General features: G+C 57.2%; 16 protein-coding genes. 10 read left to right on the top strand and 6 right to left on the bottom strand.

The window, feature by feature from the left end; translation table 11 throughout:
• The first annotated feature begins 65 nt into the window (after positions 1 to 65).
• The 4 genes from WG938_RS02360 to WG938_RS02375 all read left to right on the top strand — a co-directional run bounded on the left by WG938_RS02360 (position 66) and on the right by WG938_RS02375 (position 4,030).
• Positions 66 to 1,103 carry a pirin family protein gene (locus tag WG938_RS02360; RefSeq protein WP_339977147.1) on the top strand — a complete coding sequence of 346 codons (1,038 nt, stop codon included), beginning with the start codon at positions 66 to 68 and terminating at the stop codon, positions 1,101 to 1,103.
• A 19-nt stretch (positions 1,104 to 1,122) separates the two neighbouring features.
• Positions 1,123 to 1,428, top strand: coding sequence for an antibiotic biosynthesis monooxygenase family protein (locus tag WG938_RS02365; protein ID WP_339977149.1), 306 nt, complete (start codon positions 1,123 to 1,125; stop codon positions 1,426 to 1,428).
• A gap of 137 nt (positions 1,429 to 1,565) precedes the next feature.
• Complete coding sequence (locus WG938_RS02370) at positions 1,566 to 2,318, top strand: hypothetical protein (protein ID WP_339977151.1); 753 nt, start codon at positions 1,566 to 1,568, stop codon at positions 2,316 to 2,318.
• Between the two features lie 11 nt (positions 2,319 to 2,329).
• Positions 2,330 to 4,030 (top strand): Y-family DNA polymerase, encoded by a 1,701-nt coding sequence (locus WG938_RS02375; protein WP_339977153.1) that lies wholly within the window; start codon positions 2,330 to 2,332, stop codon positions 4,028 to 4,030.
• Positions 4,031 to 4,100: 70 nt separating this feature from the next.
• Here the strand turns inward: WG938_RS02375 and WG938_RS02380 are convergent, their stop codons facing one another.
• Positions 4,101 to 4,781: an AMIN-like domain-containing (lipo)protein gene (locus WG938_RS02380; protein WP_339977155.1), complete on the bottom strand. Its 681-nt coding sequence runs from the start codon at positions 4,779 to 4,781 to the stop codon at positions 4,101 to 4,103.
• Between the two features lie 152 nt (positions 4,782 to 4,933).
• On the opposite strand from WG938_RS02380, the gene WG938_RS02385 reads away from it, so the two are divergent.
• The gene (locus WG938_RS02385) at positions 4,934 to 5,863 is read left to right on the top strand and encodes a sucrase ferredoxin (protein ID WP_339977157.1); all 930 of its coding nucleotides are present in this window, start codon (positions 4,934 to 4,936) and stop codon (positions 5,861 to 5,863) included.
• A 4-nt stretch (positions 5,864 to 5,867) separates the two neighbouring features.
• On the opposite strand, the gene WG938_RS02390 is transcribed toward WG938_RS02385, so the two are convergent.
• From WG938_RS02390 to WG938_RS02400, 3 genes are all read right to left on the bottom strand, one after another.
• Complete coding sequence (locus WG938_RS02390; protein WP_339978749.1) at positions 5,868 to 6,500, bottom strand: methionine ABC transporter permease; 633 nt, start codon at positions 6,498 to 6,500, stop codon at positions 5,868 to 5,870.
• Between the two features lie 68 nt (positions 6,501 to 6,568).
• Positions 6,569 to 7,609, bottom strand: a complete 1,041-nt coding sequence (locus tag WG938_RS02395) for a methionine ABC transporter ATP-binding protein (RefSeq protein ID WP_339977159.1) — start codon at positions 7,607 to 7,609, stop codon at positions 6,569 to 6,571.
• A 10-nt stretch (positions 7,610 to 7,619) separates the two neighbouring features.
• Positions 7,620 to 8,492 carry a MetQ/NlpA family ABC transporter substrate-binding protein gene (locus tag WG938_RS02400; protein WP_339977161.1) on the bottom strand — a complete coding sequence of 291 codons (873 nt, stop codon included), beginning with the start codon at positions 8,490 to 8,492 and terminating at the stop codon, positions 7,620 to 7,622.
• A 105-nt stretch (positions 8,493 to 8,597) separates the two neighbouring features.
• Between WG938_RS02400 and WG938_RS02405 the strand changes: the two genes are divergently transcribed.
• The 5 genes from WG938_RS02405 to WG938_RS02425 all read left to right on the top strand — a co-directional run bounded on the left by WG938_RS02405 (position 8,598) and on the right by WG938_RS02425 (position 15,698).
• Positions 8,598 to 11,906, top strand: coding sequence for an error-prone DNA polymerase (locus WG938_RS02405; protein WP_445292877.1), 3,309 nt, complete (start codon positions 8,598 to 8,600; stop codon positions 11,904 to 11,906).
• A gap of 26 nt (positions 11,907 to 11,932) precedes the next feature.
• Complete coding sequence (locus WG938_RS02410) at positions 11,933 to 13,846, top strand: alpha/beta hydrolase family protein (RefSeq protein ID WP_339977165.1); 1,914 nt, start codon at positions 11,933 to 11,935, stop codon at positions 13,844 to 13,846.
• 76 nt (positions 13,847 to 13,922) lie between these two features.
• Positions 13,923 to 14,423 carry a tRNA (cytidine(34)-2'-O)-methyltransferase gene (locus tag WG938_RS02415; protein ID WP_445292889.1) on the top strand — a complete coding sequence of 167 codons (501 nt, stop codon included), beginning with the start codon at positions 13,923 to 13,925 and terminating at the stop codon, positions 14,421 to 14,423.
• 44 nt (positions 14,424 to 14,467) lie between these two features.
• Positions 14,468 to 15,325, top strand: a complete 858-nt coding sequence (locus tag WG938_RS02420) for a bifunctional methylenetetrahydrofolate dehydrogenase/methenyltetrahydrofolate cyclohydrolase (RefSeq protein WP_339977169.1) — start codon at positions 14,468 to 14,470, stop codon at positions 15,323 to 15,325.
• Positions 15,326 to 15,338: 13 nt separating this feature from the next.
• Positions 15,339 to 15,698, top strand: a complete 360-nt coding sequence (locus tag WG938_RS02425) for a DUF3017 domain-containing protein (protein WP_339977171.1) — start codon at positions 15,339 to 15,341, stop codon at positions 15,696 to 15,698.
• 31 nt (positions 15,699 to 15,729) lie between these two features.
• Here the strand turns inward: WG938_RS02425 and metX are convergent, their stop codons facing one another.
• Together metX and WG938_RS02435 are read right to left on the bottom strand one after the other, a co-directional pair.
• On the bottom strand, positions 15,730 to 16,851 hold the full coding sequence (gene metX, locus WG938_RS02430) for a homoserine O-acetyltransferase MetX (protein WP_339977173.1): 1,122 nt from the start codon (positions 16,849 to 16,851) through the stop codon (positions 15,730 to 15,732).
• Between the two features lie 20 nt (positions 16,852 to 16,871).
• Entirely contained in the window at positions 16,872 to 18,188 is a 1,317-nt protein-coding gene (locus tag WG938_RS02435; RefSeq protein ID WP_339977175.1) for an O-acetylhomoserine/O-acetylserine sulfhydrylase, read from the bottom strand.
• Positions 18,189 to 18,245: the final 57 nt, after the last annotated feature.

The raw sequence follows: 18,245 nt of genomic DNA on the forward strand, positions 1-18,245 counted from the left end.
TTGCTGGCTCGGTCATAAGTCATTTTCTGGGCGGTAGGTCGCTTGTTGCCGTTATGCTTGTGGACATGTCAACGCGCAAGGTTCATTCGCATTCGACTACCGAGCCGCTCGTAGAGATCATTGCCTCCCGTGAGGTTCCCCTGGGCGGGCCACGCGGAATGACAGTGCAGCGCACCATTCCGCAACGCCAGCGTTCCATGATTGGCGCATGGTGTTTCTGTGACCATTTTGGTCCGGATGACGTCGCAAAGACCGGTGGTATGGACGTGGCACCGCATCCGCATACGGGATTGCAGACGGTGAGCTGGCTATTCGAAGGGAATGTCACGCACCACGATTCCGGTGATAACCATGGGGTGGTTCGTCCGGGCGAGGTCAATCTCATGACCGCTGGCGCTGGCATTTGTCATTCCGAAGTGTCGACGCAGGACACCACTATTCTGCATGGTGTGCAGCTGTGGACTGTGCTTCCCGACGCTGCCCGCAACACCGCACCGCGCAGTTTCGAGCATTATGCGCCGGAGTTGATTGAGCGGGATGGGCTTTCTGCACTGGTGTTTGTTGGTTCATTGCTGGGTGAGACGTCGCCGATTCGTACGTTTTCTCCACTGGTGGGAGCAGAGCTGCGACTGGCTCCCGGAGCATCCGCGACTGTGCCTGTGGACGCTGCGTTCGAGCATGGCTTGCTTGTTGATTCAGGCGAGATCCAACTGAACGGCACGGCTATTCCGCGCACCGCGATGGGCTACACAGGTGTCGGCGAGACGGTTTTGACGATTACGAATACCGGCACGACAGCTGCTCGCATGGTGCTGATTGGTGGTGAGCCGTTCGGCGAGAACATTGTGATGTGGTGGAATTTCATCGGTCGCACTCATGACGAGGTAGTTGCAGCTCGCGAGGCATGGCAGCGGGAGGGTAGGCTGCCAGGTCCTGCACAAGGCTTGCCGACGACCCGCTTCGGCAAGGTAGACGGTTACGTTGGGCATCGTCCGGATGGTTTGTCGCGTCTTCCTGCGCCGGGGTTGCCACGAACGACGTTGAAGGCGCGAGTGAATCCGGCGCCGCATGCGTTTTCGGGGCCGAGGCCACTGAACGAGTAGTTGGGTACGCTTGGTCGGTATGAGCATCGTAAAGATCAATGCAATTTCTATTCCTGAAGGTGCCGGCGAAGAGCTGGAGCGCCGTTTTTCGGCGAATGCTGGTCGGATGAAGGATGTGCCTGGCTTCTTGGGTTTCCAGTTGCTGCGCCCTACGGCGGGCGAAGAGCGCTACTTTGTGTACACGGAGTGGGAGTCTGAGGAAGCGTACGCAGGGTGGCGCGATGGTTCTGGTCGTTCTGCGCATGCTGGGGAGAACCGTAAGCCTGTTGCCACTGGCGCTAATCTGCTGGAGTTCGATGTCGTGCTAGATGTCGCTGCAGAGTAGTTTGCAAGTTTTTCCGGGGTTGAGTGATCCCGGATTTTTCTTTCACACCATATTCGAATATGTGTGCTAATTTACCTTGACTGAAATCCGTTAGTTCGCATACACTTTCGAATATCTTATGGGGGAGGAGGAAGAAAATGACCGCTGCTGTACACGAGCTGCCAGATTTATCGCAGCTGGCCACACTGGGGAAAACTGATCGCATTGCTGCTCTGCGACGGTCAATGCGCAAGGTTGAAGGCCGTGATGACGGATCGTTGGCGGGCTCTGAGCATCATAGTGATGGTGGTGGTAGCGAACGCTATATTGCTGTGCCAGCTGAGCTGCAGGTGTTGTTCGATGGTGGTTTGGCTCGGGGTGCAGTGAGTTCTATTGACAGTGCTGGTGCTGTTGTCGTGGCACTTATTGCGGAGGCAACAAAAGCATCACTGCAGGTTGCTGTTGTAGGGACCGCGCAGTGCGGAATGTTGTCGGTAGTAGAGCAGGGTGGTGACATTTCACGTGTCGTGGTTGTAGAAGACCCAGGTGAGGAACCACTGGAAGTTGTCGGCCTGTTGGCTGATGGCGCGGACTTGGTGGTGGTTGACCTGCCACAGGCACCACCGCCGTCATTGGCGCGACCAATCATGGCGCGGCTGCGGAAGAGTGGGTGCGCATTGCTTTTCGTTGGTAAGGGGTGGCCGGGAGCGTCGGTGCGCATTTCATCCGAGCTTGTTGCTGTGCACGGGTTGGGGCGTGGGCATGGCCGCATTCGGGGCATTGAGTATCACGTGTCGGCGGAAGGCAGTGGGCGACCGCGTCGTCAGGTGCAGTGGGTAGTTGGGGAATCTGGAGGTGCGGTAGGCGCGTCTCGTGGTGCGGAGATTCTTGAATTTAAGAGGGCACAATGACAGTGGCTGGAGTGGCAAACCAGAATCGTGTCATCGGGTTGTGGTTGCCAGATTGGCCTGTGCAAGCAGCCTTGCTGGCGGGAGTGGTCGAGGAGACTGCAACGGCACTGGAAATGCCGTATTCGGGGGTGTTGACGCCGGTTGCGCTCATTGGGCGGGACACTGCGGGCACCGTTGGATCTGGTGGCGCTGTCGTTGTTCGCGACTGTTCACAAACCGCTAGGGATGCGGGGGTGCGGCGTGGGCAGCGACGTCGGCAAGCACAAGCGACCTGCCCGGAAGTAGTGGTGCTCGATGAAGACCCAGTGCGTGATGCTCACGAGTTCGAGCCGATTGTAGGCAGGCTCGAATCTATCGCTGCCGGCGTCGAGGCTCTGCGCCCCGGGTTTGTGGTGATGAATGCTAAGGGTCCTGCCGGGTATTACGGCGGGGAAGCAAAAGCATTAGAAATGCTGCTCGACGCAGCAGCTACGCAGGGAGTGGACTGTCAGATCGGAGTTGCAGACGATGTGGTGACGGCGGTGCTTGCGACACGTCGCAATGTGCAACTGCCAGTCGGCGCTGGGGCGGAATTTCGGAAATACGTATCTTTGCGGGAAGTCCAGGCGGAAGTCTCTCTTGGCTTCCCTGAGACGCTTGCGCGAGCTTGGGATGATTTGGGGTTGCGCACGCTAGGAGATGTGTCGGCGATCCCAGCCCGCGACATTGCAACGCGGTTTGGTACAGAGGGAATGCGCTGGCGCTATCTTGCAGAACACGGCGAACGGCAGCTAGTGGCAGCGCGTGCCGTTCCCGCTGACCTCACTGTGCGCTATGTGCCAGCAGAAGAATCTGTTGATGGCAGGCCGCTCCAACGTGTCGACGAAGCGTCTTTCGTGGCGCGCGCTCTTGCAGCAAAACTGCACGAAACTTTAGGGGCGCGTGGCTATCTGTGTCAGCGTCTGGCGGTGACAGCGGAGTTCTCTGACCGGCAAGAATTACGACGTGTGTGGCGCTGTGCCGAACCATTAACCGAAACGGCAACAGTGGATCGCGTTCGGTGGCAGTTGGATGGTTGGTTATCGCGGAGGGAAGTATCGGTAGGGACCGATGACAGCGACGGCCACGGCATCGACGTTGACGATGGCGAATGCAGCGAAGATCGGGGCATCATTGCGCTTACTTTGGAGCCTCTCGATGTCATTGAAGCGGGAGCGATCAAGGATGCGTTGTGGGGACGAGCGGACGAATCGGTACGACGAGCTCATCACGCCGCAGTGCGGGTGCAAGGCTTACTTGGTGTAGATGCAGTGTCGCATCCTGTTGTGGTTGGTGGTCGAGGGCCAGGCGAAAGAATCGCGATGATTCCGGTTGGGGAAGAACAGCCCGTCAGCTCTGGCGAATGGCATGGGGCGATGCCGGCACCGAATCCAGCAGTTGTTGTGCCTCATGGGGCTCGACATCCGGCAGCTCAAATACGAGTGCTGGATGCACAGGGGCAAGCAGTTGTTGTAACTGGCAGGGCAACGTTGACAGGGGAACCGCACAGCGTCACCTGGGCGGGGCAGAATCATGCCGTCACTGCGTGGGCGGGGCCATGGCCAGTGGATGAACGTTGGTGGACTGTCTCTGAAGGGAGGAGAGCAGCTCGTCTACAAATAGCTATCGACAAAGCCGCGTTTTTGCTGATTGGCAGCAAAGGGCAGTGGCGAATAGAAGGAAAATATTCCTAAGACTTCGCTAAACGCAAAGAACTCCATGCGCGAAGACACCCGGTGAGCGAAGACATCAGAGGAACGCAAGCTACTTCGCTTCAATATCTACAATGAGGCGAGTCGGGTTTTCTACCAAGAAGGCCCGGAACGGCTGACGCTCATCGCGGACACCAGCGACATACTGGCTTGATCCCTCAAATGTGCCAGCGCCAACAACTTCCTCAATGGACTTGGTGTCGGTTGGGCGAACCGGGTCGGACGGGAAGTCCTCCATGTTGAAATCGAATGGATAGCCGGTGCCGCGAATATCAATGGCTAGCTTCTTCGCACCAGCTACTGAAATCGCCTTACCGCTGCCTTGCTGGGCGGGGATGTCGTCGTAACGTACCCAATAACCAGGCTTGCCCTCGCCGGTGAACTCGAAAACAATGCGGTCATATCCATCGTGAGAGCCGATGCGGACATCCTTAATGCCCAGATAGGACCCTTCGGCAGGCGCAGCCTCGGCGGCATTCAGTGAGAACTCCTCGCCTTCAGGGGCAGGGTCAGACTCTAAGACAGCAGACGTGCCTCCGGTTTCAGCATTCGGCTTACCAGCGTCGGAGCCCTGGCTACCTGCCGAGTCGCTTGATCGCATCGACACAGCCGACTGAGGTTCGACTTCGTCTCCATTGGTGGAGCAGGCTGCTACGCCAAGAACCAATGCAGCACACGACACGGCAGCGACCATCTTCGGTGATGATGCTCGGGAAACCGGATTAAAATTCATGCCAACGACCGTAAATGTGAAAACTCGGAATGGCAAAGTACGCTAATAGTAAAACCGCAGGTCGCAGGCTTGAGGCTAGAAAGTGTTGCCAAACAGTAATATAAACAGCCCCTTACAGGGTGCGTTTTCCGTCTTCTGCTAAGGAAAGTTATATGTCTGACACCATTTGTTCTGCGAATATCGATGAGCCATTGCCGGGCACAGCCAAGGCTGGAAAGCTCTTCATCGCACTTGAGCACCACTATGGCTGGAGTCACGACATCCTCGACGGCGGGGTCTATGGCGACGACATCACCGCTCGACTGAAATCATGGCTCGCAGAAAGAAACGGCAGTCTCCAACTCATTCGGAAGCCTGGTCGACTTGGTCAGGTCCCGTGCGACGGCATCAACCTCTACATCTCCCACTGCGACCCATCCGAGTTTGCGACATCCGAGGCCTCAACAGCTGCTACCGCGAGCGATGTATTCGTCGAGCACCGCATGGTGGCCGATGTCGAAGAACTCATGACTCTCGACATTCAATTGGGCAAACGCACTGAAGGGGCTGTGCTCGTCGATAAGCCAATGCTATTGGTGTGTACTCATGGCAAGCGCGATCGGTGCTGCGCAGTGAAGGGGCGTCCGCTGGCTGCCGCATTGGCGCAGGTCTTTCCTGAGCAGGTGTGGGAGACGTCGCACTCCAAGGGGCATCGTTTTGCTCCGGCAGTGGTGATGTTGCCGTGGAATTACTCGTACGGTCGACTGAGCGCGCAGGCAATGAAGGATGCTCTCGAAACCGCTGAACAGGGCACCTTATACGCGGATGGATGTCGTGGGCGCGGGATCTACAAGGCGCAGGGGCAGGTGGCGGAGTTGGCTGCTCGCGAGGCGCTCGGGGAGTGGTCGCTGGATGCTGTTGAATCCGTGCAGGTTGCTGATGCCGGCACCGGTACTGCCATTGCCACCGTTGCCCTTTACAACGGTCGTGCAATAGAAGTGGCCCTGGAACAGATCGTCACTGACGGTGTTGTGTCGTCATGTGGCGATGAACCAGGGCCGAAAAAGGGCTGGGCTGCGGTGGGTGTGCGGCAGCTGGGGTAGCGGACTAGCGACGCATGATCTTTTTTGCTGCCCAGTTACCCAGCAGCTGGGCAGCCTGCACGATGAGGATGATGACGAACGTGGCCACCAGTGTCACGTTCCAGTCGAATGCCTGGTAGCCGTACGTAATGGCAAAGTTGCCGAGGCCACCGCCACCGATATAGCCAGCCATTGCGGACATATCGACCACCGCGATAAATGCGAAGGTGTAGCCCAGGATCAGTGGGCCAAGTGCCTCGGGCACGATGACCGAACGAATGATCTGAAATGGTGACGCACCCATGGATCGGGCAGCTTCAATAACGCCAGGGTCGATGGACATCAAGTTTTGTTCCACCAAGCGGGCGATAGCGAACGTTGCCGCAATCGTCATGACAAACATTGCGGCTTCCGTGCCGATGGTCGTGCCCACAACCATGCGGGTGAGCGGGCCAATTGCCGTCACCAAAATGATGAACGGAATTGGACGCACGAAGTTGATCAGCACGTTCAGCACTGTGTACACCGGGCCACTCGACAGCACGCCACCCTTTCGAGAGGTGTACAGCAAGATACCGATTATTAGGCCCAAGAAACCGCCGGCCAGCATTGCGACGCCGACCATCGCCAACGTTTGTCCAATGGATTCTCCGAGCATTGGAGCCAGGGAATCCCAATTGGTGTTCTTGCCAGAAATATCAGGCAAAGAGTTGAGGAAGTTCGTCATTATCGCAGTTCCTCCACAGTGGTAAGCGCCGACAGCTCGGCAATGGTTGCGCGAACAGCAGCGCCGTCGCCAGGCATAACACCGTCGCCCGCAGCCTCAGTTAATCGCAGTGTTAAACGACCAAAAGCATGCTCCTGCACATTGGACACCGAGCCATGTGCAACCGTTGCCTTCACGCCACGGGCATGAGCTGCAGCCAACACGGCAGCGAGGTCAATCTGGTCGTTCAAAGTAACCGTCACCAAACGGCCAGCAGAGCCCAACACAGAATCCAGTTCGCGTCCCTTTGGTCGATCGCGTAGCGCGGTTGCAGCGAACTTACGTCCGACCTCCGTTTGCGGATTTGAAAAGATGCCGTGGACCGAACCGTGCTCGACAACTCGGCCGTTCTCCATGATCGCCATCCGATCCGCAATCGCCCGCACCACGGACATGTCGTGCGTAATCAGGACGATCGTCACGCCCATCTCTCGATTAATCCGACGCAGCAGCTCCAAGACATCGGCAGTGGTTTCCGGGTCTAGTGCCGAGGTGGCTTCGTCGGCAAGCAGAAGCGTCGGGTTGGTAGCAAGCGCGCGGGCAATACCCACACGCTGTTTCTGGCCACCCGAGAGCTGCTCGGGGTAATTGCGTCCCTTGTCGGCCAGTCCAACGAAATCGAGCAACTCGCGAACGCGCTCATCACGCTGCTTCTTCGGCATCCCCGCAAGCTCCAGCGGATAAGCGATATTGCCCGCCGCAGTGCGCGAATGGAACAGGTTGAAGTGCTGAAAGATCATGCCGATATTGCGGCGCAGACCACGCAGCTTACGCTCGGGCATTCGCGCGATATCGGTGCCGTCGAGAAGGACTTCTCCCTGTGTTGGCTTCTCCAGGCCATTAATCATGCGGATGAGCGTTGATTTTCCTGCTCCGGAGTAGCCAATGATGCCGAGGATTTCTCCGGGTTCGACGGAGAGTGTGACATCGGACAACGCGGTAACGTCGCCAAATGTTTTGCTGAGCCCTCGGAACTCCAGCTGGGTTCCTGTGCGAGTCACTTAAGGTTTCCTACTTTTGTTCGCGCTGTTGCTTTTCGACGCGGTCGAGAATTGCCTGTAGCTCGTCTGCCGACTTATCGACTGCGACAGACGTGCCCTTGGAGTCTTCGTCGACTGCCTTTTGAACCTCTGGATCGTGCCACAACTTAGCCAGCTTCGCGATTTCCGGGTCATCCTTACGGTCAGCCTTGACGACGAACACATTGATGTAAGGCTCTGCTTCAGCGGTGTTTGGGTCGTCCTGGAACAGCGCGGTGTTCGGATCGATGCTGGCGCGCTCAAGGAAGGTGTTGTTGATGACAGCGAGCTTGCCTTCGCCGTAGGCGGTAGTTGTCTGAACTGGGTCAACTGGAACGACCTTGACCTTGGATGCTGCTTCGTCGATGTCCGCTGGGGAAGGGGTGAGGATGCCATCTTCCTTCAGCTTCAGTAGGCCTGCCTGGACGAGAACAGAGATGGCGCGACCCTGGTTCGAAGGATCGTTTGGAACTGCGACCTCTGCGCCCTTCTTGATGTCATCAACGGACTTCACGTCCTTGCTGTACAGGGCCAGTGGAATGATCTCGGTCGATGCAATTGGCACGAGATCCGAGTTAGCGCCAACGTTGTACTCGCCGAGGAACTTGATGTGCTGGAAGAGATTGACATCGATCTGTCCCTCATCGAGGGAGCGATTCGGGGTGGTGTAATCGGTGTAAGGTTCAACCTTCAGGTCAATGCCGGCAGCTTCGGCCTTCTGCTGGAATACGGTCCATGCCTTCTTTTGGCTGTCGGTGGTGCCAATGGTGATGGTTCCTTCGTCATCGCCGCTACCACAGGCAACAAGGCTAGTAGCTGAAAAAGCGACGGTCAGAGCGCCTGCGGTAAAACGCTTGAGGTTCATGGTTGTTCTCCTGGTGGGGTGTTTGTAAATAGACCAAGCTGTCTTGTAATGGGTTTAGCGTATCACTACTGCGGAAATGCTAAAAATGGTCACCTTTACTAGAACATGTGTTTGAAAATGGTCCGTTGGTGGCGCTACTGTTGCGGCATGGGTGGTCGTCCTCTGTCGTGGTCGCGTATCGAGCGCATCTTGTCCAGCACCTACACCGGAAAACTCACTCCTACCGAGACCTTTAATGGCTGGCGAACTGCCCCGGAATCTGTCATTGCCGGCGCATTTGGGCGGTGGGGTGAACATGGTGGTGATGCCTCACGGTTGTCAAAACCACCAGCAGACAGCGCCCACGAGCATGACATTGCCCACGAGCGTGACATTGCCCAGCGCGTCGGTGCTGACTTGCATTGCCGAACCAGTTTTTCCTTCCTGCATGGAGCCTCAGATCCAGAAGATATGGTGGCGGAGGCATGCCGGCTGGGACTTCGCACATTGGGAATTGCAGACCGCGATGGCTTCTACGGTGTCGCACGCTTCGCTGAGGCAGCGGCAGAAGCGAGGCTGAACACCATCATCGGTGCGGAGCTCTCTTTGTCCGAAGCTCCTCTCACTGTTCTTGTTCGAGGGCCGGAAGGGTACCGGAGGCTCAGTCATGTGTTGTGCGATGCGCACATGGCTAGTGGTGAAAAGGGAGTACTACTGTATCCATCCCTTGACCAGCTAGCGCACCATGCTGATGGACACTGGCAGATCCTGGCGAACGAAGAATGGTTGCCTCATCTTGATGCGCTGGTCGCCACTTTTGGTGCAGCCAACGTGGCAGTTGAACATCGCATTGATCTCACGCCGCGTGCAGCTGACTATCAACGGGAGTTGGCGGAAGCTGCAGAGAAACTAGGACTTCGGCAAGTGGTGGGAGCAGCTGCAACAGCTGCGACGCCGTCGTCGGCACGCGTTGCGGGAGCAAAGCATGCGTTGCATGTGCGGGAATCGCTAGATGAACACGAATCTGCGCTGCCAGCGGTAGGTGGTTCGTGGCTGCGGTCATGGGAGGAGCTCCGGGAGTTTTTCCACCATCTGCCCGACGCGATTGCTGCCACCGAAGACATTGCTGCCGAGTGCGCTTTCACCTTGGATCTCATTGCGCCCCGCCTACCCGAATGGGATACGCCGGACGGGTACACGGAATCAACGTGGCTCGCGAAGCTGGCGAAGGAAGGTGCGCGGAGGCGGTACAAGCGAGACACCGACATTTCTCGTCGCGCCTGGGTTCAACTGGAGCATGAGCTCGATGTCATTGATCAACTAGGTTTTCCTGGTTACTTCCTGATCGTCCACGACATCTGCGACTTCTGTCGGCGAGAAAACATTCTGGCGCAGGGGCGTGGCTCGGCAGCGAACTCCGTTGTGTGTTTTGCCCTCGGCATCACCAATGTGGACCCCATTTCCGCTGGCCTACTCTTCGAGCGTTTTCTATCGGCCGAGCGCGATGGACCTCCAGATATCGATGTTGATATCGAGTCGGGTCGTCGTGAAGAAGTTATCCAATACGTGTACCGGCGTTATGGCCGAGATAATGCCGCACAGGTGGCAAATGTCATTACGTATCGACGTCGCGGCGCGCTCCGCGACGCCGCTCGCGCGCTGGGGCATGACCCTGGGGTGATTGATGCGTGGGTCAATAAACTGACGGATCCACCGGCCCTGGTTGCGGAGTTAGCGGACAAGCTGAAAGGTCAACCACGGCATCTGGGTATTCATTCCGGCGGCATGGTGATCTGCGACCGGCCAATTGCAGATGTCGTACCCACGGAATGGGCGCGCATGGAAAACCGCTCGGTGGTGCAGTGGGACAAAGACGATTGCGCGGCAGCTGGGTTGGTGAAATTCGATCTGCTGGGGCTTGGCATGTTGGAGGCGATACATCACTGTATTGATCTGGTTGCGAAGCATCGGGGCAAGGAAGTGAACCTATGGGAGATCGACATCTCAGAACCAGAGGTCTACGAGATGCTCGCACGCGCCGATGCCGTTGGCGTATTCCAAGTGGAATCACGCGCGCAGTTGGCAACATTGCTCCGGCTGAAACCTCGTGAGTTCTTTGACCTCGTTGTCGAGGTTGCCTTGATCCGTCCAGGTCCTATCCAGGGTGGTTCGGTGCATCCGTATATCCGCCGGCGTAACGGTGTGGAAGCTGTCACCTACGACCATCCGGTGCTGGAGAAATCACTGGGTAAAACTCTCGGCATTCCGTTGTTCCAAGAGCAGCTCATGCAGATGGCTGTCGATGCCGCCGGGTTCAGCGGCGCGGAAGCGGACTCTTTACGACGAGCCATGGGATCAAAACGCTCCGTAGCCAAAATGGAGGCCTTGCATGAACGATTCCTCCGAGGCCTGTGGCAGACCAATCGCATCAGTGGGGAAGTGGGAGAGAAACTCTGGAACAAGATCGTTGCATTTGCAGCCTATGGATTCCCAGAGTCGCATGCGCAGTCGTTCGCGTCGTTGGTGTACTTCTCGGCATGGTTTAAGTACCACTACCCGGCAGAGTTCTGTGTGGCGCTGCTGCGGGCACAACCGATGGGCTTCTACTCGGCCCAGTCATTGGTCGCAGATGCGCGCAGGCACGGTGTGGAATGTGTCAGCCCCAGCATCGATGTTTCCGGAGTGGAAGCCGATGTTGAAGTAGCTGCTGGGTCGGCCGGAGGTGATCGCATCCGGTTGGGACTCGGCTCCATCACCGGGCTTGGCGACGTCGCAGCGCAACGCATCGTTGCTGCTCGTGCCACAGCTCCATTTCAATCGGCTGCGGACCTCGCGCGCCGGGCACAACTGACCGTTGCCCATCTGGAAGCGTTGGCCAGGGCTGGTGCGATGGCGTGTTTGGGGATGGATCGTCGTCAAGCGTTGTGGGTGGCAGGCGTGGCAGCGACAGAGCATGAAGGGATGCTGCCGGGGCTGACTGTGGCGAATGCGCCGGCATTGCCAGGGATGACCGAATTCGAGTTGGCGGCGGCGGACTTGGCGGGAACCGGGGTGACGCCAGGCGAGTATCCAGTGGCTGCTTTGCGTGCAGAACTACAAGAGCGAGGAGTGGTGTCAGCGATCGAACTGAAACATGTGGAAGACAGTTCGAGGGTGCGGATTGCCGGAATGGTGACGCATCGGCAGCGTCCGGGAACCGCAGGTGGAGTGGTATTTCTGGGTATGGAAGACGAGACCGGACTCATGAATGTCCTGTGCACTCCCGGACTGTGGGAGCGCTACCGGGCTATTGCGACAACAGAGCGCGCCCTGATGGTCAGAGGCATCGTACAAAATGCATCAGGTGCAGTGACTGTGGTGGCCGACAAGCTTGTTCCACTACATGAGATTGTGGCAGCGCCGGTGGTCGCAGGGCGGAGCCGTGATTTCCGCTAGGGGTGCGACGGCCTAAGATTAGTAGTATGCGTCACACATATGGTTCCTCGCTCGCCCCTGATGGAAGCGCTATTGCGTACATCGTTCGCGATCATGGCTACCCACACGCCGTGCAGATGCAGCTGGAGCCTGACGGTGCCGGCCTCGGCGAAGAACGCTATGTGAAGTTGCCTATCGACGGACCTGTCACCAAGGTTCTGCACTCGCCAGATGCGAAGTGGATCGCGTGTGAAGTATCACCGCATGGCACCGAGCGGCTGGAAACGTGGCTTGTATCTACGGACCCAGATGTGCCAGGAGCCACCCCACTTCGGTTGCCTGCGGATAGCCGCACCACGTTGGTGGAGTGGGATAACGAGTTGCTGGCTATGAATGCGGTGACTGATCGGGGAGTGACACAGGCGCGTCTGGTGGATCCTCGGACATCGCGATACGAAGTGATCGACCAGCGTTCTGACAGTCTGTTGGTGGCAGCTGAAAACGGCTATGGATTGGTGCGCGTTGGCCCGCGTGGGCATCACGAACTCTTGTTGGTCGGCCCGGACATGAAGTGGAATCCGCTACTGCCACCCGATCCTGGTTCCACCACAGATGCCGGTGTCATCATTGCCGGAGCACATGATGGCAAGCTCACTGCGTTCGTGTTGTCCGATCATGGAGTGGAACGGACCCGTGTGCTTCGTCTCGACGTCAATGGCATCGATGTGTCCGTCGAAGAATTCATCAGCAACCCGGATCAGGATGTTGAAGAGTTCCTCATCAGCGACGACGCTTCTACTGCAGCAGTGCTATGGAACAACGGAGGTGTGTCATCGCTAGAAGTGCTGACACTCGGTGAAGGGCCGCAGGGCGACGGTATCCGTGTTCAAGTGCGTCGCACAGTGGAGCTGCCGGGCATGGTGGCCAGCGAGTTGTCCATTTCCGGAGACGGTAGCCTCATCTCGGTGACTGTAGAAGGGCCAGGATTGCCACCCACGGTGGAGATTTTGTCCACCACAGGTGGCACCGTAGATCCAGTTGACCCTCAACGAACACAGCGCATTCTCGAAGCTGAACAATCGTTGAGTGAGCAGTGCCTGATTCCTGAGCTCGTGCACTTTACCTCGCGCGATGGACTGGAATTGTCTGGCTGGTTGTACCTGCCAGAAGACTTTTCAGATAAGGGTCCGGGGGCAGCGTTCATCCACATTCACGGTGGACCTGAGCTGCAAGCTAAACCCATCAACCACGATATTCTCGCTGCGTTGGTGCAATCTGGCATGACTGTGTTCACGCCGAACTTGCGCGGTTCCAAGGGCTCTGGTCGATCCTTCGAGCACGCAGGTGACCGCTATGGCCGGTTTGCTGCTATCCGCGATATCGAAGCCGCTACCAATTTCCTCATCGATTCCGGACTTGCTGACTCGAAGCGAATTGTCCTCGGAGGTCGCAGCTATGGCGGTTTCATGTCCCTCATGGCAGCTGCGTGGTACCCGGACACTTATGCCGCAATCATCGATGCCTGTGGAATGACAAGTTTCGAGACCTACTACAAGTCCACCGAGCCGTGGCTGGCCCAAGCAGCCTATACGCGTTATGGCTACCCATACCAAGATGCGGAGCTGCTACGAGATCTCTCACCAGTACTGCGTGCCGACGAAATGAAAGCACCCACGCTATTCATCCATGGCGAGTGGGACACCAACGTTTTGCCACGAGAATCTGGTCAGATGCGTGACTCCATGGATGCGTACGGAGTTACCACCGAGTTTCTCCTCGTTCCAGGTGAAGGCCATAAGTTCGCGAAACCCAAGAGCCGTCGCCTCATCGCCCACACCATGCTGGATTTCTTGAAGCGCTATGGGATCGTCGAAAAGCCAAATCTGAATCGCTTCGATGAACAGTTCGCGCGGATGAAGGCGGCAGCTACGCCGGGGCATGTAGATGAGGATGAAGAGTAGAGGAATACGCTTAGACACCGTGAGTCCAGAAACCGAGACTGAAGAAACGACATCAACCCAGAAAAAGCGGGATGAGGTGCCACAGAGCCAATCGGCGCAGGCACACACCTGCCATGTGGTTTTTGATCGGCCAGTCATACCACCGAACACAGGCAATGCGATCCGCATGTGCGCTGGAACCGGTGCCATGCTGCATCTTGCGGAGCCGTTGGGGTTCAACTTTGAGGACAAGAATCTTCGTCGTGCCGGGCTCGATTATCACGACCTCGCAGATGTCCAGGTTCATTCCTCAATTGACGAAGTACTTGAGCACTTCAGCTCGCAAGAATCAAGGATCTTCGCGTTTACCGCGCGGACGGATACGTGGTACACGGAAATCGAGTACCGCCCAGGTGACGTGTTACTTTTCGGCCCAGAACCGACCGGGCTTGAAGAATCCGTGCTGAATGATCCACGAATTACCCAACTCGTGCGCATCCCCATGCTGCCGGGAAGGCGCAGCATGAACTTGTCGAATGCAGCAGCCGTCGCAACGTATGAAGCATGGCGACAGCAAGGGTTCAGCGGGGCGGAATAGATGCGGTAGGCGAGAGTCTGCAGGGAAGTGCAATACTTAGAGCTATGGCAGCAACCAAACTTGATGGAAAGATGTACCGCGATGAGATTTTCGAGGATCTTGCCGCGCGCGTAGCAAAGCTGAAGGAAGCCGGCGTTACTCCAGGTCTGGCAACCGTTCTGGTGGGCGATGATGCCGGTAGCCACGCCTACGTGAAGATGAAGCACCGGGACTGCGAGCAAATTGGCATCGCGTCGATTCGCAAGGATCTACCGGCGGACACAACCCAGGAAGAACTCGAAGCAGTTATTGCCGAGCTGAACGAGGATCCAGCGTGCACCGGCTACATCGTGCAGCTGCCGTTGCCGAAACATCTCGACGAGAACCGCATCCTTGGCCTCATTGATCCTGAAAAGGACGCAGACGGCCTGCACCCAGTCAACCTGGGCAAGCTTGTACTGAATGAGCCAGCTCCATTGCCATGTACTCCGAACGGTTGCATCCACTTGCTGCGTCGCTTCGGCGTGGAGCTGAAGGGCGCAAAGGTGTGCGTGATCGGCCGTGGTGTCACTGTTGGGCGCCCAATTGGTCTGATGCTGACTCGTCGTAGCGAGAACTCCACCGTAACCTTGTGCCACACCGGAACGAAGGATCTGGCTGCAGAGACGAAGAACGCCGACATCATCATCGCTGCTGCTGGCGTGCCACACATGCTCACCGCAGACATGATCAAGCCAGGCGCTGCCATCCTCGACGTGGGTGTTTCGCGTCTTGACGGCAAGCTGGCAGGCGACGTCGCCCCAGATGTATGGGATGTTGCTGGTTTCGTTTCGCCAAACCCAGGTGGCGTCGGCCCACTGACGCGTGCCTTCTTGGTTCGCAATGTCGTCGAGCGAGCAGAACGACTCTCAGGATTGGTTTAGTATCGGCCACCATATGCGTGAAATAGCTCGCCGGGCTCGGCCGGAGGATCTCCCTGATCCAAAGGAAAATCCCCACACTCACGAAGTGGCTCGTGGGGAACATTGGCCTGCGCGAGTGCAGTACGCATTGTATGGATTGCTCTTTGCAGGTTTTGGCGCGTTTATCGTGTTCTTGGGTCTGGAACGATGGCGTCGAGCAACCTTTATCCTGGGGATCACCATGCTCTATCTGGCAGGGCTGCGTCAGTTCTTGCCGGATAGCCTGCTGGGTATCATGTCTGTGCGGTCCAGAAACTTCGATATGTGGTTCAACGGTTGCTTAGGTATCGGCCTAGTGTTCCTATCGGTTTCGGTCGATGCGCTCGGCAGTTAACTCGCCGCACCCAGCCACTAATTCCGCAACCCTAGTTTCTAGTGACCTCAGCGTCGAGGAAACCACGCACGATCTTCTCTACGCGCTCGAATTCCGTCAGGAAACCATCGTGCCCCGTATCAGATTCGATCTTCTCTAAACCCATGCAATTGCCCAAGTTGCGGGCGAGGTGCTCCTGCTGGTGGAACGGGTAGAGAATGTCCGTGTTCACGCCTGCAACCAGCGTTGGCACTACTGACGATGCCAATGCATCGTTCATACCCCCACGACCGCGGCCGATGTCATGTCGATTCAGGGTGTCAGTAAGAATGACATACGAGCCAGCGTCGAAACGCGCTGCCAGCTTCTCCGCTTGATGATCCAAGTAGCTCTCAATCTGAAAACGATCATCCGTCCGGTACGGCCCCAGAGGGTTCTCGCCGGGCTGGGCTGCAGCCCCAAAACGGTCATCCATTTCAAGCTCACCACGATACGTCAAGTGCGCTACTCGTCGCGCAAAGCCAAGGCCACGGTCCGGGGACTCTCCAGTTTCGTAGTAGTCGCCACCGTGCCAATTCGGGTCAGACTCGATGAATTGAATCTGTGCCGACTGAATTCCAATCTGCCACGCACTTGCCCGCGCACTTACACACAGCGGCAACGCACGGCCAACTGCCTCCGGGTACATCAGCGACCACTCCAGCGTGCGCGCACCACCCAGGGAACCGCCAATCACGGCGTATACCGAGTCGATTCCGAGCGCTTCCAACGCAAGCTTTTCGACGGTCACCGTGTCGCGCACAGAAATCGCAGGGAAGCGGGAGCCCCATGGCTTTCCGTCAGGATGCGGTGACGACGGACCGGTGGTGCCTCGGCAGCCACCGATGACATTCGTGCAGATAATGCAGTATTTGTCAGTGTCGAGCGCACGGCCGGAGCCGATCATTCCGTTCCACCACCCAGGTGTGGGGTGGCTGTCGCCCATAGGTCCTGATGCATGAGCGTCGCCAGTCAAGGCGTGCTCGAGAAGGATGACGTTGGATCGATCTGCGTTCAGTCGTCCCCAACGTTCAAAGCACACCGTGACATCGGCGATCGTCGCACCAGCTTCGGTGGTGACGTCACCGATCTTGACGTACCCAGGCTGGCCTTCGGCAGGAAATGGAGCGTTCATCGCGTATAAGACTACTTGGTCTATTGCAGTGCAGCGAAACCTTGCTCAAGATCGGCGATAATATCCTCCACGTCTTCAATGCCAACCGACAGGCGGATGGTCGAAGGCAGGACGCCTGCCGCTGAATTCTGCTCGGGCGTGCACTGCGAGTGCGTAGTCGTAGCAGGGTGAACGACGAGGGAACGAACATCGCCGATATTGGCGACATTGGAGTGCAGCTTCAGCGCATCAATGAACTTCCATGCCTCGTCTGCGCCACCATCAACATCGAAGGTCATGACTCCGCCTGCGCCCGGAATGTTGAGTTTTTGCAAGGTCTCATTCCACGGCGAGGACTCCAGGCCAGCGTACGTAACCTTCTTCACCTGCGGATGCGATTCCAGGAACTCTGCAACCTTCTGCGCATTTTCATTGTGCTGGCGCATACGAAGGCTCAGAGTATCCAGACCCTGAGCTACGAGCCATGCGTTGAACGGGCTTGGGGCAGCACCGGTGTCACGGAGTACACCAACACGCAGCTTCAAAATATATGCAGGATCGCCGAGGTCAGCGTACTTCAGGCCGTGGTACGCAGGGTCTGGAGTAACGAACTCATGGAAGACAGCTTCGCCGTCACGTTCCTGCGTCCAGTCGAACTTGCCACCGTCAACAACAATGCCGCCGAGAGCGGAGCCATTACCGGTGTAGAACTTGGTAGTGGATGCGATCACGATGTCTGCGCCCAAATCGAGTGGACGAACTGCCCAGGCTGTTGGGATTGTGTTGTCGACAATCAATGGAACGCAGTTGCGGTGTGCAACTTCTGCGACGGCTGGAATATCCAGCACATCACACTGAGGGTTAGCAATCGACTCTGCGAAGAATGCCCGAGTATTTGGCTTCACCGCTGCCTGCCACGACTCTGGGTCGTCGGGGTTGTCCACGTAGGTGAACTCAATGCCCATGCGAGCCAAAGTCACAGAGAACAAGGTGTCCGTTCCACCATACAAACGTGGCGACGTGACGACGTGGTCGCCAGCCTTTGCCAGGTTCATGATCGCCGCCATCTCAGCAGCCATGCCGGATGCGAACATGACAGCACCAATGCCACCTTCAAGGGCTGCGAAGCGCTCTTCCACGGCGGTTACGGTCGGATTGTTCAGGCGAGTGTAGATGAATCCAGACTCTGACAGGTTGAAACGATTTGCGGCGGACTCAGCGCCATCAAAGACGAATGCCGTCGTCATGTGGATTGGCAAATTACGGGAACCAAAGTCAGAATCCACAGGCTGTCCTGCGTGGATCTGGCGAGTGGCGAAACCCCAGTTAGCTGCGTTGGAATTGTCGTAACGGCTCACAGTGCATCCTCATTCTCGTGCTGTCCCAGGATGAGCGAAGAGCTTCCATCCCATAAA

The organism is Corynebacterium sp. H113, assembly GCF_037572315.1.
Taxonomy (GTDB): domain Bacteria; phylum Actinomycetota; class Actinomycetes; order Mycobacteriales; family Mycobacteriaceae; genus Corynebacterium.